The sequence below is a fragment of the Chitinophaga sp. OAE865 genome (assembly GCF_040546735.1).
GTDB lineage: Bacteria > Bacteroidota > Bacteroidia > Chitinophagales > Chitinophagaceae > Chitinophaga > Chitinophaga polysaccharea_A.
Genome location: NZ_JBEPOF010000001.1, coordinates 2,128,715 through 2,151,597 on the forward strand (window position 1 = coordinate 2,128,715; position 22,883 = coordinate 2,151,597).

The window sequence follows — 22,883 nt, forward strand, 5'->3', positions numbered from 1 at the left end:
GTAGTTTTACAGCAACTAATCCACGTGTATGAAATTGCGATTGTTGCTACTGGGTATGCTAACCTTTGTATTATTAAATAAGTTGGTAGCTGTACCGCCGTCCTATATTACTTTCCCCAACGGGGTAATGATTTTCACAGATTCTCTTAATACGGGCTCTCCGTATGCCGTTAAGCTGGAGGTGATAGCAGATAATATTATAAGGGTGATTGCGGCGCCGGGTAAAGAAATAGCAGCCGGAAACAGCCTGGTCACCGTGTATGACAAGAGGCCGGGACTTACCTGGGATATCATCCCGTCTAAAGAGAACCTGGTGCTCAGGACCAAAAAACTGGTTGCTACAGTCAACCGTAAAACCGGGGCTGTTACTTTCACAGACCTGGCAGGCAAAAAAATATTGGCTGAAAAGCAACTCTTCGGGAGAAATTTTCAATCGGCCGTATTTGACGGCAAGCGGTACTATACGCTTACTCAAACATTTCAGGCCACAGCCGGAGAGGCGTGGTACGGACTTGGTCAGCACCAGGATGGTGTTATGAATTACCGGGGGCAGCAGGTTACCTTCTTCCAGAATAATACCGAGGTAGCCGTTCCCTTTTTGATCTCCAATAAAAACTATGGTATCCTGTGGGATAATTATTCCCTGACCAGGGCAGGCGATATCAGGCCGCTTCATCCACTTTCTTCCATGCAGATCTTTTCGAAAAAAGGCGAACCGGGATGGCTTACTGCCAGCTATGCCAACGATTTGAATAAACCACAGGAGATAAGTGTTGAAAGGGCTGAGGCCAATATTAATATGGAGTTCCTTGGAGAGTCGAAGATCCAGCTGCCACGGGAATTTACACCTGCCACCGGCATGGTTACCTGGGAAGGTATGCTTTCCAGTAACCTGGAAGGTGTTCACCAGTTCAGGTTTGTTTATGGAGGTTCCCTGAAAGTATGGCTGAACGGAAAACTGGTACTGGATCGATGGAGAAAGGCCTGGAACCCTGCGTCTGCGGTAATTCCCTGGGATTTCGCAAAAGGGGCAAAAGTGCCTGTGAAAATTTTATGGATACCGGAAGGGGCTGAATCTTATCTCTCTTTAAAATGGCAGGAGCCGTTGAGCGAAGAACAACAAAACAGCTTTGGCTTTTGCTCCGAAGCGGGTAAACAGGTTGATTATTATTTTGTGTACGGTAATAATATGGATGAGGTCATCTCCGGTTATAGAACGCTTACAGGTAAAGCGCCTATTGTACCAAAATGGGCATTGGGCTTCTGGCAAAGCAGGGAGAGATACAAAACGCAGGAAGAAATAGTTACTACTATAGATGAATTCCGGAAAAGGAAAATCCCCATTGATAACATCGTGCTCGACTGGAGCTACTGGAAGGAAGCCGAATGGGGCAGCCAGGAGTTTGACGAAAAACGTTTCCCCTCTCCCGATAGTATGATTGATCTGTTGCATAAAAAATACAATGCCCGGATCATGATATCGGTGTGGCCCAAATTTTATGATGGGATATCCACCTATAAGGAGTTTGATAAGAACGGCTGGCTCTATAAAAGAAATATAGCGGATCAGCAAAGAGACTGGATAGGCAAAGGATATATTTCTACTTTTTACGATGCTTTCAATAAATCCGCCAGGAAAGGATTCTGGGATCTGATCAATAAAAAGATTTACAGTAAGGGAATTGACGCATGGTGGATGGACGCCAGTGAGCCGGATATCTTATCCAATGTAAACCCCGAGAGAAGAAAGCTGCAGATGACGCCAACAGCTTTAGGCAGCGCAGCAGAGTTCCTGAATGCTTATCCATTGCAGAATGCAAAAGGGATTTATGAAGGGCAACGCTCCACAGATCCTGATAAAAGAGTTTTCCTGCTAACACGTTCCGGCTTTGCGGGCTCACAACGTTATGCTGCAGCCATATGGAGCGGGGATATTGGTTCCACCTGGGTGGATATGAAGGCGCAAATAGCTGCAGGCATTAATTTCTCTATGTCGGGGCTTCCGTATTGGACCATGGATATAGGTGGTTTTGTGGTGCCGGCGAAGTTTGAAAAACCCGATAGCGAAAGCAGGGAAGAATGGAGGGAGCTGATGACCCGCTGGTCGCAGTTTGGGGCATTTGTTCCTTTGTTCCGTTCGCATGGGCAGTTCCCATATCGGGAGGTATTTAACACTGCACCGGAGGATCATCCTGCCTATAAAAGCTTTCTCTATTATGACAAACTGCGTTACCGTTTGCTGCCTTATATCTATTCGCTGGCAGGATGGGCATATCACGACGACTATACCATCATGCGCGGCCTGCCGATGGACTTTTCAAAGGATACTGCCGTATTAAACATCGCGGATCAATATATGTTTGGTCCTGCTCTCCTGGTAAACCCGGTTTATAACTACAGGCAAACCGAGCGTAGACTGTATCTGCCGGAGTGCGCAGGGTGGTATGATCTCTACTCAGGAAAATGGTACGCGGGCGGGCAAAGCATTACTGCCGCTGCTCCATATGAACGCATGCCTTTATTCGTGAAAGCCGGATCTATACTCCCTTTCGGCCCCGAATTACAGTACACTGCCGAAAAACAGGCGGACACCATCACCCTAAATATTTATACCGGCGCCGACGCATCTTTTAATCTTTATGAAGATGAGGGAACCAATTACAATTATGAGAAAGGCGCTTTTTCCATCATCCCGATAAAGTATAGCGAAGGAACCTCAACAGTTACTATCGGGGACCGGAAAGGCTCATATAGCAATATGTTAGCCAAAAGAACATTCCGTATTAATATGATAACGCCAAATAAAGCCATGCACCTTGATCCTGGTACAACATGCGATAAAGAAGTAGTGTATGAAGGAAAGTATATAACTATAAAAAAGTAGCCAATTTAAATCCACACGTATGAACTCAGCCAGATTTATTCGCTTGCGAATATTATTGCTATGGGGTATTATTTTACTGTTTGCCCATAGTAAAAGCACTTTTGCTCAAACTGCGAAAGTAAGTGGGACAATAACCAGCCAGACCACTGCCTCGCCGGTTTTGGGAGCCTCAGTTACTGTAAAAAGCACTCATGTCTCTACTGTTGCTGATGAAGCCGGCAAGTTTACTATTGCGGCATCCATCGGTGATGTACTTGTAATTTCTTCGGTTGGGTTTATTCAGAAGGAGGTAAAAGTTACATCATCTGAATTGAAAATTCAGTTGCAGGATGCCGAAACCCAATTAGAAAACATAGTGGTGATTGGATACGGGGTACAGAAGAAAAAGCTTGTAACGGGCGCCAATGTGCAGGTGAAGGGCGCGGATATTCAGAAACAGAATACGACCAATGCCCTGCAGGCATTACAGGGACAGGCTCCCGGCGTACAGCTCACCACCTATTCAGGACAGCCTGGAGCAGGTATGAATGTGATTATCCGTGGTAAAGGTACTGTTGGTAATTTTGGGCCTTTATATATTGTGGATGGTGTTCAGACCAGTGATATTTCCTACCTGAACCCCGCTGATATAGCATCAATAGATATTTTGAAAGATGCAGCTTCCGCCGCCATTTATGGCTCTCAGGCAGCGAATGGCGTTATACTGGTTACCACCAGAACAGGAAAAAACAATCAGAAGCCACAGGTAACCCTGGATGCTTTTTATGGTTTACAGAATGTAGCGCGTAAAGCAAAATTGCTGAATGCAAAAGAGTATGCCACTATCATCAATGAAGCAGCTACCAACTCCGGTAAGGCGCCCTACTTCAGCGACGAGGTGGTAAACAATCTTCCGGTAAATACCAACTGGATGGATCAGATGTTTAAAAGTAACGTACCTACTCAAAACTATGTATTAGGAGTACAGGGAGGCGGAGCTAACTCCACTTATTCTATGTCTCTTGGATATACCAGCCAGGGAGGTATTGTTGGTGGCTCTGATATTTCTTATTTCGACCGTTATAATTTCAGAATAAACTCTGAACATAATTTATATGAGAATATTGTTAAGATAGGAGAACATCTTACGTTCAATTATCAAAACAGTCATGGAATTTTGGTAGATGGGCAATACAATAACACTTTACGTAGTGCTTTCGGTGTTAGCCCCTTTTTGCCTATGTATGACGATGCCGGCAATTATTACCCCAGTGACAGAAAAGGCTGGTATCCCGGAAAGCCCGACCAGTCATGGAATAACGGAGAAGCCAACCCCTATGCTGTAATGGATTATACCACGAGGAACAGGAACAGCAGCCAGGGGTTATTTGGGGATGTGTACGTGCAGGTAGAACCCATTAAAGGGCTTAAGTTCCGGTCAAGCCTCGGTTTAAATTATTATTCAAACCAAAGTCATGGCTATACGCCGGTGTATCACCTGTCTATTTATTCATTTAATGACACCGCTAAAGTGACCCAGTCTATGGGTAATGGACGGACAATTCAGTTTGATAATTTACTCAGTTATGATTTCGATGTGCACGCAGATCATCATTTTAGTGTAATGGTGGGTAGTTCTTCGCTGAAACAACAAACGGTGGCTATGAACGGCAGCAACTGGGATCTGCGTATTGCCGATATGCAACACGCTTATTTATCTGTTGCCCAGAATGTGACCAGGGGCGCACCTTATATGAGTGTTGGCGGAGGGCCAACTGCAAGCGCGCTCATGTCTTATTTCGGAAGGTTTCAGTATGATTTCCAGGAGAAGTATTTACTGAATGTCACTTTCAGGGGAGACGGATCATCGAGGTTTGCGCCGGATAAACGCTGGGGCTATTTCCCTTCCGTGTCTGCAGGATGGGTAGTTACCAGGGAAAACTTCATGCAGGATGTTCACTGGCTTGATTTCCTCAAGATACGTGGTAGCTGGGGACAAGTGGGAAATCAGAATGTGGATGCTTACCAGTTTTTATCGCCTATCAGTTTCGCCAATGCAGGTTATATCTTCGGACCTGTTGAAGGGGTAAATACACAGGGCGCTTATCCCAGCCGCATTGCCAATCCCAATGTAAAATGGGAAACTTCAGAACAGACCAATATAGGCTTTGACGCTACGGTATTACAGCGCCTGAATGTGACTTTTGAGTATTATGTCAAAAAAACAAAAGACTGGTTGATCAGAGTCCCCATCCTGGCTACTGCCGGAGCTGATGCGCCTCTTATTAATGGTGGTGATGTGAAAAATACGGGTGTTGAACTGAGCCTTAGCTATAGCAACAGTATCGGTAAAGACTTTAATTACAGTATTGGTGTAAATGGTGCGTATAACAGAAACAGAATAGGAAATATACCTACCAACGATCATGTGATCCATGGTAGTACCAATTCGCTGTATGCCAATGCAGGCGAGTTTTACCGTGCTGCAAACGGAGAACCGGTTGGTTACTTCTGGGGATACAAAACTGCCGGCCTTTTCCAGACAGAAGATGAAGTACAGGCTTATAAAGGTAAAACAGGAGCGCCTATTCAACCTAATGCCAAGCCTGGCGATGTTCGTTATGTTGATTTAAATGGAGATGGTGTTATTGATGCCAGCGACAAAACAAAAATCGGGGATCCTAATCCTGATTTGACATTTGGGTTTAATATAACCCTTGGCTGGAAAGGTTTTGATTTCTCCGTACAGGCATCTGGTGTATCAGGTAATCAACTGGTGCAGTCATGGAGAAGCCCGGGTGGTTTTGCCAATTACTCTACTGAGATCCTTGGTCGCTGGCACGGCGCGGGAACATCTAATAGAATTCCGAGGGTAACGGAAGATGGTGTCAACTGGGCCCAGTTCTCCGACCTGTATATTTACGACGGTAAATTTCTTCGTATCAACAATATTACGCTGGGCTATGATTTTTCCAGATTGGCAAAGAAAAGTTACCTGGGTAAATTGAGAGTTTATGCGTCTGTACAAAATGCCTTCACCTTTACCAAATATAATGGCATGGACCCTGAGGTAGGATATAATGAAGGTTTTTCATCCGGAGTGGATGTAGGTTATTATCCCCGGCCCAGAACTTTTATGGTAGGCGCAAATATCCGTTTTTAATTTAAAATGAATTGGCGATGAAAAACTTAAAATCTTATATACTGGTTACCGCATTGTTATCATTGATGGCCTGTAAAAAGAGCTTTCTGGATACAGAAGACGTGACCTCTGCTACTGAGCAGAACTTTTACAAAACACCGAATGATGCCTGGAAAGCGCAGGTAGGTGTTTATGACGGATTACAACGTGTATGGTCCGGTGGGGTAGCCTTTCCTGTTGCCTCCACCATCATGTCTGACGAAGCGTTTGGCGCTACAGGCAATGCTGATGGCTTCGGCTATCAGATGATGGATGAATTTGACAAGCTCCGTTCTCCTTCCGACCAGGATATGTTTGGTGATTCATGGAGCCTTTATTATAAGGCTATTTACCGCGCCAATATGTTGTTGTCGCACCTCGACGGGATAGATTGGCAGGGGAATACCAGTTTGCGCAATACCTATGAAGCGGAAACAAGATTTATCCGTGCCTATTGTTACTTTGATATGGTAAGGTTATGGGGTAATGTTCCATTGATCACTAAGCCTACCACTGATAATGTGCCACAGGCCAATCCGGACGATGTTTACAAACTGATTACCGACGACCTGAAATTTGCGGCTGCTAACCTTGCAGCCACCAGTTATGGCAGCCAGGACCCTTCCACCCGCGGACGGGTAACCAAATGGGCCGCTGAGGCACTGATTGGCCGCGTGTACCTGTACTACACCGGCTATTACAATAAGCCCGACCTGGTAGGAGCCGTGTCAAAAGCACAGGCCCTGGCTTACCTGGAGGATGTTATTAATAACGGCGGATTTGGTTTGGTCGACAAATTTGCCAACTTATGGCCCGCAGCTTCACTGAATAGTTATGTAGGGGAGGATAATAAAGAAACCATATTTGCTATCAAGTATACCTATACGAGCGACTGGAATGGAAATGTAGATGGTAACACCTGGATGGTAATGTATGGTATCCGTATTCAAAGTATTTATCCATACGGAATGGGCTGGGGAGGCGCCACAGTGAATCCAAAGCTCTGGAATGCCTATGCTCCGGGTGATAGCCGCAGAAATGCCTCTATCATCTCCATAAAGGATGAAAAGCTCGATTTTCAGAATATAAAGGATCAGCGGGAGTATACAGGCTACAACATTAAAAAATATACCCCTATGGCAGATGAGGCCGGGAGAAGCCTGGCAGAAAAAATGGGAGGAGCGAGTTTTATGATCAGCCAGTTCCAGGATTATGTGTCTATCCGCTATGCCGATGTATTGTTAATGGCAGCTGAATTGGGTGCTGCCGGTGCGCAAACTTACTTTGACGATGTTCGCAAAAGGGCATTTGGTGCTGCTTTTGTGCAGATTCCGGTAAATAAGGAGAATATTATGAACGAAAGACGACTGGAATTCGCCGCGGAAGGCATCCGTTACTGGGATTTGCTTCGCCAGGGTATAAATGTTGCCGCAGCGGCCATTGCCGAGTCTACAACGGTTCAAAATGGAGGCGTAAATACCACCAAAACCATTTTAGCCTCGAAGATCGTGGAAACAAAAGGCCTGGTACAGGTACCATATTCCCAGATTACTTTATCTAATAATGTATTGAAACAAAACGCCGGGTGGTAAGATCCCCCTGTTTCCCTTAAAATCATCCATTCTAATAATATAATATAATATAGATCAGGAAAGCCGGTTTGGGAGAAATTGCCGATGTTGGATGAATGCAAACATGACGCTTCCGGCTTTCCTGATTTTCTAATAACCGGGTGTTATTTCTATAACGCGTAACCGGGAAAACGATAATCTCTATACAGGCAGCGATCAGGGGATCTGAAGAATGACAGGCTATTTGTAACATTTGGCGCCCCTAGTTGAATCAACCAGACCCCATGAATGAGCTGCTATAACTATAGCTTTACAACATTTAATCCACGTATATGAAACTACAATTACAACCACTTCACATGCCAGCCTGTGTCCCATTTAGGGAGTTGGCAGGCCATTCTGTTCATAGGATAGAACACGGCCGTCCTTTTACCGTTATGATGTCTTTACCATTTCACTCACCTCAAAAGTACATTTTATAGTTATCAGGTCATATTTAATAAATGGATAATAAGACCAGCTCTTGAAAAAATTGCCGCTTTAATAGCCTGGCTCCCGTTATGAATGTTCTGGCCTAATGAAATGTCATCTCCGCCTATCGGGGATAATCATCCACACAAGTAAAAAATTATCAAATGAAGTCAACCAAAATGATTCGCTCGCGAATACTGCCGCTATTGGGTATCCTTTTGGGGTTCCTTTCCAGCACAAGCCTTTCTGCACAAACAATAAAAATAGCCGGTAGGGTCATCAATAAAAGTTCTTCTGCCATCCCCGGGGCAACCGTTACCTTAAAAAACACCAATCGCTTTGTTATTACCGATGAAGCGGGCAAATTTACCATTGATGCTTCTCTGGGGAACACCCTGGTAATTACCATAATAGGCTATCAGAAGAAAGAAGTAGTGATAAATAAAGCCACCCCTATCGAAATAGCGCTGACGGAAAATATTTCGCAGCTGGGAGATGTAGTGGTGATTGGCTATGGTAAGGTAAGACGCCCCGATGTAACCGGCGCTATCTCTTCTGTTTCCGGTGATGAACTCCGTAAAACGCAACCGGTGACCTTTGACCAGGCCCTGCAGGGAAAAGTTCCCGGGCTGGTAGCCCAGCAAATATCTGGTCAGCCCGGCGGAGCGGTATCTGTACAGATCCGCGGCCTGTCTTCTTTTGGAGGCGGCTCGCCTATGTACGTTATCGACGGGATTATTATTGGCGGTACTGCCACATTGGGCGCCGGTGTGAATCCACTGGCAGGGATCAACCCGTCTGAAATTGAATCTGTTGACGTATTGAAAGATGCTTCTGCAACGGCCATTTATGGTTCCCAGGCCACCAACGGTGTAATAGTGATAACCACCAAACGGGGTCAGATCGCTCCGCCCAGCATTACTTACGATATGTACACCGGCTATCAGCAGATACCTAAAAAGTTGCCCCTGATGAACCTGAGAGAATATGCCTCTTTTATAAACGACAGGAACACCGGATTGGGATGGGGATTTGATACCCGCCCGGAATTCGCGAATCCCAAGTACCTTGGCGATGGCACCGACTGGCAGAAGGAGCTTTTCAGAAATGCCCCGATGTCCAGTCACACGCTCACTATCAGCGGGGGAGATGTCAGAACCCAATACCTGCTGTCCGGTTCCTATTTCAACCAGGAAGGTATAGCCCTCGGCTCCAACTTTCGCAGGATGTCATTAAGACTGAATCTTGACAATAAAACGACCAACTGGTTGAAGATCGGTACCAGCCTGCAATTGGTTAACATAAAAGAAAGTGTGAATTCTACCAGTTCCAATGTAATTAATACGGCATTAAGTCAGACACCGGATATAGCGGTGAAAAATGAAGATGGCAGCTGGGGTGGCGCCTATAATCCGAATGGATGGGTGAATAGCACTGTAAATCCCTATGCCATCGCCCTTATTAATAAAGATGAGGTAAAGAGGAACCAGCTTTTTGGAAATTTATATGCTGAAATTGCATTTACCAAAGACCTGACCCTTCGGAACGAGCTAACAGGAAGTTTTTCGATGGCTACAGAAGACCGGTTTAATCCCTCCTATACCTTTGGGCTTGTAAAAAACACTACCAACAGCGCATCTTATAATTTTTCCCAGAACCTGTATAGTACCATAAGGAATTTCCTGACCTATGCCCATTTGTTTAAAAACAAATACAATGTAAATGTGTTGCTGGGCCATGAAGCACAATTGGGAACCAATGAAAATTCTTCTGCAGGCAGAACTAATTTCCCTTCCAACAATGTACAGGTGATCAGCAGCGGGGATCCAACCACCGCCACCAACGCTGGCAGTAAAGGACAAAATGCCCAGGAATCATACTTTGGCCGCTTAAACTTTGGTCTCAATGATAAATACCTGTTCACCGCCAATGTCAGGGCAGATGGCTCCTCTAAGTTTGCTCCTGAGAACCGCTGGGTAACTACCTACTCAGGCGCTTTTGCCTGGAAATTAAATAATGAAGAGCTCCTGAAGCAGGTTAAGGCACTGAATGAGTTAAAGCTGCGTTTGGGCTATGGTTTAACAAATAACCAGAATATCCGCGATTACGCCTATACATCAACGCTGGCTACAGTAGCTACCGGACTAACAGGTATCGCACAGCTCACCCAGAATGTGGGTAATCCATATGTACAATGGGAAAAAACAAAGTATGCAAATATAGGACTGGACGGTACGCTCTTTAACTGGAGAATAAATTTCTCTGTGGATTTCTACAATCGTAAAACGGATGGACTGGTGCTGCAGATCCCTTTGCCCCTGTATTCCGGTACGTCTATCGGTTACGCGCCGGGCGCACTGGATGCGCCTTACGTGAATGTGGGCACAGTTAATAACAAGGGCTTTGATTTCAGGATCAGTTCAACCAATATTAAAGGGAAAAATTTCACCTGGAAAACTGATGTAACCGTTTCGCGCAATATCAACGAAGTATTGAAGCTTAACACTGATGGTGCTTCGCTGGACAGGCAATATAGCAAAACCGTTGTGGGCAGGTCTATTGGAGAGTTTTACGGGTATGTGATCGATGGAGGAGTATTTGCGACACCGGAGGATTTCAAGACCCACGCTTTACCAACTAAAAATGGTGTGCCTTTACCTGTAGGGGCTGCCGGTGGAAGCATCTGGTACGGGGATCTGAAGTTCAAGGATTTTAACGGCGATGGCGTAATTGATGAACATGATCAAACGTTTTTGGGTTCTCCCATACCTAAATACCAGCTTGGTTTCAACAATACCTTCTCGTATAAAAATTTTGACCTGAATATATTTTTTGCCGCCAACGTTGGCAATAAAGTATATAACCAGCTTCGTATAAATGGTGAATATCCTGGTACCAGTTACGGATATCTCAGGTCATTAATGGACTATGCAAAACTTACATTAATTGATCCGAACGGAAGCGCCACTGATATTAATAATATAAAGGTGACCAACCCGGAAACCAGGATTGTGGGAATAAGAAATGATAATACCAATGATAATAACCGGAACTCTGATAAGTTCGTGGAAAACGGATCTTTTTTAAGATGTAAGAATATTTCTTTAGGATATACGCTTCCGGAAAGCCTGATTTCAAAGGCCAGTATTAAGTACCTGAGAGTTTATGTCAATGTTTCAAATGCTTTCATCATTACCAACTATAAGGGAATGGATCCTGAGATCGGATCATGGGACCCACTGAGCGCCGGCGTGGATGGTGGCTATTATCCGCAGCCACGGGTGTTTACCGTTGGAGCCAGCATTAAATTGAATAAATAAAATATTCATCTGTCAATATCAATAGTTATGAGATCAATATTGGACAAAATAATTGTGTTCCTGTTTATAATAATAACAATGACAGGATGCTCCAAAAGTTTTTTGGACCGTCCGCCATTGTCACAAATAAGTGCCGATAACTTTTATAAAAGCACCAATGATCTGAGGCTGGCAACGGCGGCGTTGTATGCGGGCAGCCCCTGGGCCGACTGGAACTATAACTGCTATTTGCCTGTTGGAGATGTGCTGAGTGGAAATATGGCGGTAGGTTACTGGGGAGATGCGGTACAATTGAATACTTTTACCGTTACCGGTATGAACGGGATTATGATCGCCAACTGGAAGTCGATGTATAAGATCATCGCACATTGTAATGTTACCATTAGTGCCATCCAGCAAAAAGCACCTGATACAATTCCCGATAGGGACAAGAATGCTGCAATAGCTGAAGCCCGGTTCATACGCGGGTATGCCTATTATAATCTCGCCGTGCATTGGGGCGCTGTTCCTGTGATTGAAGATAACAGCAAGTTGATTATCACTCCCCTGGTTAACCGTATAAAAACGGAAGACGTATATAAATTTGCGATCAATGACCTGACATTTGCAGCCAGTCACCTTCCCGCTGCCGATGTTGGAGGAAGAGTAACTACCTGGTCCGCGCAGGGTATGCTGGCAAAGGTTTATTTAACAGCTGCGGGGTTGAACCAGCAGGGCACCAGGAACCAGCAATTCCTTGATAGCGCAGCAAAATACGCAGGAAATGTGTGTAAGAACAGCGGGCTGGCGTTGGTAGGTAATTATGCAGATATTTTTAAAACCCAGTTTAATGATAATCCTGAGTCACTGTTTGCATTGCAATGGGCTCCGGGCGGCTCCTGGCTGGAAGGCAATATGCTGCAGATCTACTCCACGAGCCCCGAAATATCTGCCAATGGCTCGGCCGGCTGGTTTGGCATAGGGCCAACAGTGGATATGTACAAGTTATACGCTACAAGAGATTCAATAAGGCGTAAGGCTACGTTTATGATCAACGGCGACTATTATCCTGAGCTGAATGCCGCCGGCGGTGGATTTAAATATACCGGCTCATGTGCGCTGAAAAAACATATTATCGGCACAAACAAGGATAACAGCGCCCCCACCATGACTCAAACCTCTTCCACAGAGCACAATGCATTACTAAGACTGGCGGATGTTTATCTTCTGTATGCGGAGGCCATACTGGGTAACAATGGTTCCACAAGCGATGCTGATGCCCTTTTATATTTTAACAAAGTTCGCACGAGGGCAGGAATGCTCCCCGCACCTAAAATAGATGCCGATAGCGTGCTGCTTGAAAGAAGAATTGAGCTGGCAGCAGAAGGGCAGTACTGGACAGACCTGGTGAGGTTATCTTATTATAATCCCACAAAAGCAATCAATAAATTAAAAGGTGAAGCGCGCGTAACCTTTACGTTGACAGACGGTGTTTTAACACCTGCCAGTCCATACGGGGTCATCACTCCTCCCACTATCCAGAGCTTTACTTTCCCAATACCTTCTTCTGAGGTGACTGCTAATCCAAAGCTGCAGGAACCCCCGGTATCATATTATTAAAAGAAACTAAAACTATTATACCGTGAATAAAGTAACATTCCACCAAATATATAGAAGCTGGCCGCTTTTTGTGCTCGCGATGATTTTTACCTGTATACAATCTGCCTGTAAGAAGGATGTAACAACAGGAGGCCCGGAAATAACAAGCGTTAGAAATTACGCAGCGTCTCCTGCAGACACTCTTGTCAGCACTATCATTACCGGTCAGCGGGTAGTGTTGATAGGGCACAATTTAAAGGATGCAGTACAGATATCCTTTAATGGCGTACCGGCTTCCATCAACAGCGTATTGTTTTCCGATACCAGCGCTACAGTGCTGGTACCTGAGGTGATACCATTTCCATCGGTACCTGCGGAAAGCCTTAACACCATCCGCTATGTTACCCGGCAGGGGGCCACTACCTTTACATTCAGCATTGCTGCGCCACCGCCGTCCATCACCGCTGTTTCCAATGAAAATGCCAAAGAGGGTGATTCCGTGTACATCTCCGGGCTGAATTTATTTTTTATAAGTGAACTTTCCTTTGCAGGTACAGCGATCACTCATTTTTCGGAAGCTACTGATGGTACCTCTGTCGGATTTGTACTGCCTGCGCTTACCCAAAGCGGGCCGGTGGTGGTCAATACCAAATCCGGGATTGCTACCACCCCTTATAATGTGAATGATGATAAAACAGGTGTGCTCTGCAATTTTGATGATATCAACACCTTTAGCTGGGGCACCAACACCGATAACAGCAGCGTCGCTTTCCCGGGAAACAGGGGCTACTATGCGGTGCTGAAAAACGACGTATTGCCGGCAGGTGATGGTAACTGGTGGAATGGGGGACGGAGCATAAATACCAACGATGTTCAGTGGATTCCTACTGATAGTTTAGGCGTTTCCATTGATGATTATGCTTTGAAGTTTGAGATCAATGTTCCGGCTGCATGGAGCGGTACTTCTATTTATGTAGTAAAAGGTTACGCATTCGATTACCTGGCCCGGTATGAACCCTGGCAAGGCACTAATGGTGCTGTTACTCCTTTTACTACAAAAGGCTGGCATACTGTAACGATTCCTTTATCGCTGTTCAGAACCAATGATGGTAAAGGCACGGCAGCTGCTGACCTGACCACTTTGTTGGGAGCCACTGCCACCGGTGCTGTAAATATCCAGACCAAAAACTTTTCCGGCTCTCCTTCGGCTTCCGGTTTACAGGCCGCTGTTGATAATATCAGGGTGGTGAAAATTAAGTAGTATCAATAACTTTTAACCCGATTATATGAATGTGAGAATCAGCAGAAGGTATGTAATTATAGGCCTTCTCCTTTTTGCCGTGACGGCTGTGTGTTGTAGTAAGAAGAGCACTGTTACACCAGAGTTGTCAGTTTCTTTATCAGAAATTATTTTCCAGCCCGAGGGAGGCGCTACGGACGTTTCTATTGCCAGTAATGTAAACTGGAGCGTCAGCAATCCGGCTTCCGCCTGGTTGCAGGTAAGCCAGACAAGTGGTAATAGTGGAAACGCAGCTGTCAGGGTAACCACCGTACCTAATAACACCGGCGCAAGCCGGTCGGCGGTGTTGATGATCAACGCCGGAAGCAGCCAGGTACGTAGGATTAATATACAACAGTCGGGCAGTTTATATCCAAGCTACAATATATCACCGGCGCCGGCAGATGCAAGCGGTATGGGAAGCAATGCCGTACAGCTGGCGGCAAAATTCAAACTGGGCTGGAATATTGGAAATACCATGGAAGCTATTGGCGGAGAAACTGCCTGGGGAAATCCCCTGATCAGTGAAAGCTATATCCAGGCTGTAAAACAGCAGGGATTTAACGCCATCCGGCTGCCTTGCTCATGGGACCAGCATTCGGATAAAGCTACTGCCAAAATACAGGACGACTGGTTAAACCGCGTAAAGCAGGTAGTACAGTATTGCGTGAATAACGACATGTATGTGCTACTCAACATCCATTGGGATGGCGGCTGGCTGGAAAACAATATTAACAGGGCAAAGCAGGATTCTGTTAATGCAAAACAAAAAGCATTCTGGGAACAGATCGCTACCAAAATGCGGGATTTTGATGAGCACCTGATGTTTGCCAGCGCCAACGAACCTGCCGCAGAAAATGCCGAACAGATGGACGTTCTCAGCAGTTATCATCAAACTTTTGTCAATGCGGTGCGGTCTACCGGTGGGCGCAACAGTTACCGGGTACTTGTGGTGCAGGGGCCATCAACGAATATTGAAAAAAGCAATGAGCTGATGAATACACTTCCTGTTGATGCCGTGAAAGACCGCATGATGGTGGAAGTACATTATTACTCTCCTCCCCAGTTCTGTATACTGATGGACGGCGATGCATCCTGGGGCAAAATGTTTTATTACTGGGGCGCCGGCCATCATTCTACCATTGAGCCTGAACGCAATGCTACCTGGGGTGAAGAAAGCGAAGTGGATAAATCTATGAGTCTTATGAAAACGAAATTCACCGGTAAACAGATCCCTGTTATATTAGGTGAATACGGTACTTACCGGCGCGGAAACAGCAGGTACGTGCCCAAGGATCTGGCCACTCACAATGATGCTGTTGATTATTGGCTGACGTATGTAACCAGGCAGGCAATTGCCAATGGTATGAAGCCCTTTTACTGGGACACCGGCGGCGCGCTGGACAGGCGTAATAATACAGTGCTTGATCAACGCACTATGAATGCACTCAGGGCAGGTGGCAATTAACTTTACAATTCTTCCTGTTAAAGAGCGGCTTAAGCGTAATAAAAGAATTTGAAACCTGATGGAAATTAAAAGAATAGCAAGGCAACTGGTGCTGGGGCTTACCGGCCTGTTGATAGGAGGTATGGCCAGCGCACAGTTGCCGGTAAATGACAGTAAGCGGGAGGAAAAGATCCGTTCCCTGGTACGCAGGATGACCCTGGCAGAAAAGGTTAGCCTGCTGCATGGAAATTCAAAGTTTTATGTATCAGGAGTAGCGAGATTGGGGATTCCGGAATGGGCATTGAGCGATGGCCCGCATGGGGTGCGTGCGGAAATAAACCGGCACGACTGGGCTTATGCCGGGTGGACCAATGACTCTGCTACCTGCTTTCCGCCGGGAACTGCACTGGCGGCTACCTGGAATCCTAAACTGGCTTATGAGCGTGGGATTGTATTGGGAGAAGAGGCCCGTTACCGGAAAAAGGACATCTTACTGGGACCTGGTATCAACATTATCCGTTCACCGCTTTGTGGAAGGAATTTTGAGTACATGAGCGAAGATCCGTTGCTTATTTCAAAAATGTCTGTTGCCTATATCAGGGCGTTGCAGTCGAAAGATGTGGCCGCAAGCGTAAAACACTGGCTGGCCAATAACCAGGAAACACATAGAGATTCCGTTGATGTGCACATGAGTGAGCGCGCCTTACGGGAAATTTACCTGCCGGGATTTAAAGCATCGGTAACGGAAGGCGGCGCCTACACGGTAATGGCGGCGTACAATAAATTCAGGGGCGACTGGTGTTCTGAAAATGAATACCTGAACAGGGAAATTCTTCGTAAAGAGTTTGGTTTTAAAGGGGTATTGATGACCGACTGGGCAGCAGCACATTCCACTGTGAAAGCGGCATTAACCGGGCTTGACCTGGAAATGGGAACGGATAAGAAAGACTACGATGAATGGTACTTTGCCGATCCATTGATCAGCGCTGTAAAGGAGGGGAAAGTTCCCGTTGCGGTTGTTGATGAAAAGGTAGCGAACATATTGCGGGTGATGATGGCGACCAGAATGTTTGATGAAGGAAAACGGGAAAAGGGAAAAATGAATACGCCGCAGCATCAGCAGGCAGCATATAACGATGCCGTTGAAGCAGCAGTATTATTACAGAATAATGGAAATATACTTCCGGTTGATTTCAAAAAAATAAAGTCGGTTGCCATTATCGGCGATAATGCTACGCGCAGGCATTGCGATGGAGGGCTGAGCTCTGAAATAAAGGCGCTGTACGAAATTACGCCGCTGGAGGCTATCCGGAAAAAATTCGGAGCTGATGTAAAGATCAACTTTGCCCGGGGATATGAAAAGCAATCCTCTTTTAAAGAAGGCAGCAATACCGGTCAGACAAACGTTAATAAGGTTGATTGGAAATTAATTGACGAAGCCGTTAAAGTGGCAAAAGAATCAGAAGTGGTGATCGTTTTTGGAGGATTAAATCATGATTTTGATACAGAATCTTCTGATAAGCAGAATATGGACCTGCCTTATGGGCAGGATGTATTGATCCGTGAAGTAGCAAAGGCTAATCCAAATACCGTGGTGGTTATTATAGCCGGATCACCGGTAAAATTATCAGGCATTGTTCAACGGGTGCCCGCAATATTATGGTCCTGGTTTGGCGGGATGGAAGCAGGCAATGCGGTGGCTGACCTGTTGAGTGGTAAAGTGAGCCCTTCGGGTAAGCTGCCATTTACATTGCCGGTATCACTGGACCAGTCGCCTGCGCACGCATTGGGTAATTTCCCGGGAAGAGAGCTTAGTGTAAATTATGAAGAAGATATTTTAGTAGGATATCGTTGGTTTGATACAAAGAAGATTGTTCCTCAGTTTCCATTTGGATACGGGCTCTCCTATACCGGGTTTTCAATCAGTAATTTTTCTGCAGACAAAACCAGTTATGGTAAGGATGAAACTATTCATGTAAAATGCACGATAACAAATACAGGTTCCAGGGAAGGTGCAGAGGTGGTGCAGTTGTATGTAAGTGATCCGCAGTGTTCTGTGTTACGCCCTGAAAAGGAATTGAAGGCTTTTGAAAAAGTTTTTCTTCAGCCTGGCGAAACGAAAACGGTTGAACTGGTGGTGAAAGTTGCTGATCTGGCATTTTATGATGAGGCAAAGAAGTCCTGGAATGTAGAAGCAGGTGATTTTGTATTACATATTGGAAATTCATCCCGCAATATTTCATCCTCTGTGAATATCCTGGTGAAGTGAGATTAAATACCAAAGATCGTATAGAACATTATAAAAAATAAAATGAGTAACAGGTATTTATTTATTTCGATCCTATTTATTATTGCCAGCCATATTTGCCTGGCCCAAACAGATAAGGTTTCCTTTAAGGCGGATACGGTACCTACTTTTCCTGATCCGCCTGCCGGGTTTAATGCGCAGCGTAGTAATGTGCCCCGCGGGAAATTAACAGTGGTTCAGTACCAATCCAAAACGCTTGGGAAGCTCCGGGAAATGAGCGTATATACGCCTCCCGGGTATTCCCCGGATAAGAAATATCCTGTGCTGTACCTGTTGCATGGTTTGGGGGCAGATTACCGTCAATGGATTGAATGGTGCCAGGCAGATAACATTGCAGACAACCTCATTGCAGAGGGCAAAATCCAGCCTGTAGTGATGGTTTTCCCCAACTGCGATACCAGGCTTACTGTAACAGATACATCGTCTGCCAGCCGTTCAGGAAGGGCAGATAATTTTGAAGGATACAGAAAACCATTTGAGGATGACCTGTTGAAAGATATAATTCCATACATCGATTCGCATTATTCCACTATCAGTAACAGCGAACACCGTGCATTGGCAGGTTTGTCGATGGGCGGAGGACAGTCCTTAAATATAGGTTTGCATCACCTGGAAACATTTGCCTATGTAGGCGGATTCTCTTCCGCACCCAATACCAACAAGTTTGGTGGCATGTATACGGATGTTCAATTTGTTCCTGATATTAAAGCTGCCCGGGAAAAGCTGAAACTGTTATGGATAGGATGCGGTAACAAAGACGGCCTTTTCCGGATCAGTGAAAAGGCCCATCAGTACCTTAGTGAAACTGGCATCCCACATGTCTGGAATGTAGATACTAACGGGCATGATAATACTGAGTGGGATCGTAACCTGTACCTGTTTTTCCAACAGGTTTTTAAATAGTTATAAGAGGGGAAAAAAATACCAGAAGATGAAAAAAGTTGTCTTTTTTTTGTTGATCCTGCTTTCTGCGGTGGCAGAAACATTGGTTGCACAAAGAATAAAGAAACCGGTTATTCCTGAACGGATCATTAATATTGACTTCAAAAAAACAGCCGGTAAGCTCAATACCATGTTTAATGAATGCGTTGGCGCAGGCCGCGCCAATGAAGGGCTTCGGGCCGACTGGCAGCAGCAGCTTTCTTATGTAAGAAAGGAATGCGGTTTCAGGTATATCCGTATGCATGGCCTTTTAACAGACGACATGGCTGTATATACTGAAGACAGTAAGGGGAACCCGGTTTATAACTATATGTACATTGATGCTTTATTCGACTTTTTGCAGAGCATTGGAATGAAACCCTTCGTGGAGCTGGGTTTTATGCCTTCCGCGCTGGCCAGCGGGTCTAAAACAATTTTCTGGTGGAGAGGCAACGTGACTCCGCCAAAGGATTATGAAAAGTGGGGAGCATTGGTGAAGGATCTTACCCGGCATTTTACGGAGCGTTATGGCGCCGATGAAGTAAAGACCTGGTATTTTGAAGTTTGGAATGAACCTAACCTGGATGGATTCTGGGCAGGGAGCCAGAGCGACTATTTCAAATTGTATACTTACAGCGCCAGGGCGATTAAGAGCATAAACCCCTCTTACCGTGTAGGAGGGCCGGGAACTGCGGGAGCCGCCTGGGAGCCTGAAATGATTGCCTATTGTGAGAAGAATAATGTACCTATAGATTTCATCAGCACTCACGCCTATGGGGTGAAGCAGGGATACCTCGACGAATTTGGCAACTCGGGTACCGTACTCGATAAAAATCCTATGAGCGTAAGTGGCGATGTGATTCAATCACGGAAAGAGATTGCCGGTTCCGCTATGCCTCATCTGGAACTTCATTATACCGAATGGAGCGCTTCTTATACTCCGGCTGATCCTATCCACGACAGCTATCATGAAGCCGCCTATGTGCTGCAAAAAATTAAACAGGCGGGCAAAGCTGCCAATTCAATGTCTTATTGGGTTTTTACTGATATTTTTGAAGAGCCAGGTCCCCGTTTCACGCCTTTTCACGGAGGCTTTGGCATGCTGAATACGCAGGGCATTAACAAACCGGTATTCTATGCGTACCAGTTTTTGAACAGGCTGGGGAACACTGAGTTGGTAAATACCGATTCTACTTCCTGGGTATGCAGGGATTCCGCAGGAAATATTCAGGCGCTGGTCTGGGATTTTACCAATACGCATCCGGGCGACTCCGTGCACAACCAGCAATACTATATTCGTGACCTCCCTTCCAGATCTAAAGGAAAGCTGAAGGTCAATATCGCAAATGTTCCCCGCGGTACCTATGCTCTTGAAATTTATAAAGTAGGATATCATATTAACGATGCTTATTCCACCTATCTCTCCATGGGGAAACCGGCACAACTTACCAGGCAGGAAGTAGAACAAATAAAGAAGCAAAACGATGGTTCGCCGGTTACTAGGGAAATTGTTACTGTAAATGCTGATGGCTCCTTTGCACGGGAACTGGAGCTCCGTGAGAACGATGTTTTCTTTTTGAATATTATCAGGTTGCAGTGATGCCGGTTATGTAGTTCGGGTAGAGGCCGTAAAATAGTTAAGGCGGTAAAATAAATTAAAAGGAATGAATATTATTAATGAGAGGATTGTTAGCAAAATGAAGCGCTTATTGTATTGGCTTATTCTTGGTCTTTGTTCCATTGGTACTATTCATGCGCAGGTAAAAGCGCCGGCTCCGTGTGGGCCTGTGCCTACGGAGAACCAGATGAGATGGCAGGAAATGCAGTATTATGCTTTTGTTCATTTCTCATTAAACACTTATACAGATCAATCCTGGGGATTTGGTAATGAGGATATCAACTTATTTAATCCTGCAAAACTGGACTGCCGTCAGTGGGCGCGTATATGCAAAGAAGCGGGCATGAAAGGAATTATATTAACCGCGAAACATCACTGTGGCTTTTGTCTCTGGCCATCCAAATACACAGAGTATTCTGTAAAGAATGCGCCATGGAAGAATGGAAAGGGGGATATAGTGCGGGAAATGGCGGATGCCTGCAAAGAATATGGTTTGAAGTTAGGAATATATTTATCGCCCTGGGACAGGAATCACCCGGATTACGGAAAGCCTGCATACATCACCTACTTCCGGAATCAGCTCACGGAGTTACTTACCAACTATGGACCGATTTTCGAAGTATGGTTTGATGGAGCAAATGGAGGCTCAGGTTATTATGGCGGGGCCAATGAAACGCGTGTCATTGACCGGACTACCTATTATGACTGGCAGAATACCTATAAGCTGATCCGCAGATTACAACCTGATTGCGTAATATGGAATGATGGTGGCGATAGAGGAGACCTGCGGTGGGTAGGTACCGAAGGTGGCTGGGTAGGAGAAACGAACTGGAGTTTACTAAATGCCAAAGGCGAGGTGGAGTGGAATATGTTGCATCATGGTTTGGAGAATGGAGATTCGTGGGTGCCGGCCGAAGTAAATACCTCTATCAGGCCGGAGTGGTTCTATCATCCGCACGAGGATGGCCAGGTAAAAACGGTACCCCAATTAATGGAAACCTATTATAACTCCATTGGACGTAACGGCACATTGCTTCTTAATATCCCGATTATGCCCAATGGCCTGATCCATCCGAATGATGAAAAATCGGCACTTGGACTGGCCAAAGCGGTAAAGGAAGCATTTGCAGTTAACCTGGCCACAAACAGGAAAGTAAAGGCATCAAATGTTCGTGGCAATACAAACAGGTTTGGGCCGGCTATGGCAATTGATAATGATAAAAATACCTATTGGGCAACAGATGATGATATTACGGACGCTTCCCTGACCATAGATTTTGGTAAACCAACCTCATTCAACCGTTTCGTGGTACAGGAGTATATCCGGCTGGGACAACGCGTGAAATCTTTCACAGTGGAAGCGCTTGTCGACGGAAACTGGAAAGAGCTTACCAAAGCAACTACCATCGGGTATAAGCGTATTCTCCGTTTCCCGGATGTGAAGGCAACTGCAGTCCGTTTGCATATTACCGGTTCAAAAAGCAGCCCTGTGATCTCCGGCATAGGAATTTATAATGCGCCTCAGATCCTTGCAGCACCTTCTATTATCAGAGACCAATCCGGTGAAATAACCATCACACCGGCAGATGCAGCATCCGTTCTGTATTATACCTCAGACGGCCGGCAACCTACTTCAACATCAAAAAGATATAACGGCCCCTTTCATGCAGATGGAAAAATAGAGATCAGCGCTATTGCCTACGAACCTGCATCGGGTAAAAGCAGTCCTGTATCACATGAAAAATTTGACATTTCCCGGAAACACTGGACAATTGCCGGTATCAATGACGAAAAGGCAAATCTCATCCTGGATGGTAAACCATCTACTGCGTGGCATCAGGGTAATGACAAAAAAATGCCTGTTGATCTTGTGATCGATCTGGGAGAAGAACAGCATCTATGCGGGTTCAGGTACCTGCCGGACCAGGGCAATACGGCCGGTGCAATTGCAAAATATCAATTCCTGGTTTCCCAAGACAATATTGAATGGAAACAGGCAGATGAGGGAGAGTTCCCGAATATAAGAAATAACCCCGTGTGGCAAACGAGGAATTTTTCACCGGTAAAGGCCCGTTATATACAGCTCCGATCCATGCAGGATGTTTATGGTAAAAGTAATGCCGGGTATGCAGAGGTAGATGTAATTACCCGGTAAACAATAGCATTATCCCCGGAATCACCGGGTACTGTGTAACCGTGGGCAGGGCAAAAATTCACGGCCGCCAAAACATTACGGCCATTGATAAGTTAACCCAAACGGGATGGATTATGCCATTTCCTGCTTTACATTTTTTCGCCTATATTGTAAGGTGTATTTAAGCCTGTA

Annotated in this window: 11 protein-coding genes; all 11 read left to right on the forward strand. The window is 45.4% G+C overall.

Annotation, left to right across the window (positions count from 1 at the left end; all coding sequences use genetic code 11):
- Positions 1 to 28 precede the first annotated feature (28 nt).
- Positions 29 to 2,884, forward strand: a complete 2,856-nt coding sequence (locus ABIE50_RS08850) for a TIM-barrel domain-containing protein (RefSeq protein WP_209864449.1) — start codon at positions 29 to 31, stop codon at positions 2,882 to 2,884.
- Between the two features lie 19 nt (positions 2,885 to 2,903).
- On the forward strand, positions 2,904 to 6,026 hold the full coding sequence (locus ABIE50_RS08855; RefSeq protein ID WP_209864446.1) for a SusC/RagA family TonB-linked outer membrane protein: 3,123 nt from the start codon (positions 2,904 to 2,906) through the stop codon (positions 6,024 to 6,026).
- A gap of 17 nt (positions 6,027 to 6,043) precedes the next feature.
- Entirely contained in the window at positions 6,044 to 7,636 is a 1,593-nt protein-coding gene (locus ABIE50_RS08860) for a RagB/SusD family nutrient uptake outer membrane protein (RefSeq protein WP_209864443.1), read from the forward strand.
- 614 nt (positions 7,637 to 8,250) lie between these two features.
- Positions 8,251 to 11,406: a SusC/RagA family TonB-linked outer membrane protein gene (locus tag ABIE50_RS08865; RefSeq protein ID WP_209864440.1), complete on the forward strand. Its 3,156-nt coding sequence runs from the start codon at positions 8,251 to 8,253 to the stop codon at positions 11,404 to 11,406.
- Between the two features lie 27 nt (positions 11,407 to 11,433).
- Entirely contained in the window at positions 11,434 to 13,005 is a 1,572-nt protein-coding gene (locus tag ABIE50_RS08870) for a RagB/SusD family nutrient uptake outer membrane protein (protein ID WP_209864437.1), read from the forward strand.
- 22 nt (positions 13,006 to 13,027) lie between these two features.
- The gene (locus ABIE50_RS08875) at positions 13,028 to 14,245 is read left to right on the forward strand and encodes a glycan-binding surface protein (RefSeq protein ID WP_209864435.1); all 1,218 of its coding nucleotides are present in this window, start codon (positions 13,028 to 13,030) and stop codon (positions 14,243 to 14,245) included.
- Between the two features lie 25 nt (positions 14,246 to 14,270).
- Positions 14,271 to 15,731 (forward strand): cellulase family glycosylhydrolase, encoded by a 1,461-nt coding sequence (locus tag ABIE50_RS08880; protein WP_209864432.1) that lies wholly within the window; start codon positions 14,271 to 14,273, stop codon positions 15,729 to 15,731.
- 58 nt (positions 15,732 to 15,789) lie between these two features.
- Complete coding sequence (locus ABIE50_RS08885) at positions 15,790 to 17,979, forward strand: glycoside hydrolase family 3 C-terminal domain-containing protein (RefSeq protein ID WP_209864430.1); 2,190 nt, start codon at positions 15,790 to 15,792, stop codon at positions 17,977 to 17,979.
- A 42-nt stretch (positions 17,980 to 18,021) separates the two neighbouring features.
- Positions 18,022 to 18,921: an alpha/beta hydrolase gene (locus ABIE50_RS08890; protein WP_209864428.1), complete on the forward strand. Its 900-nt coding sequence runs from the start codon at positions 18,022 to 18,024 to the stop codon at positions 18,919 to 18,921.
- Between the two features lie 28 nt (positions 18,922 to 18,949).
- A complete protein-coding gene (locus tag ABIE50_RS08895) occupies positions 18,950 to 20,539 on the forward strand; it encodes a GH39 family glycosyl hydrolase (RefSeq protein ID WP_209864426.1) in 1,590 nt (529 codons plus the stop codon).
- A 64-nt stretch (positions 20,540 to 20,603) separates the two neighbouring features.
- Complete coding sequence (locus ABIE50_RS08900) at positions 20,604 to 22,712, forward strand: alpha-L-fucosidase (RefSeq protein ID WP_354027938.1); 2,109 nt, start codon at positions 20,604 to 20,606, stop codon at positions 22,710 to 22,712.
- The last annotated feature ends 171 nt before the right edge of the window (positions 22,713 to 22,883 follow it).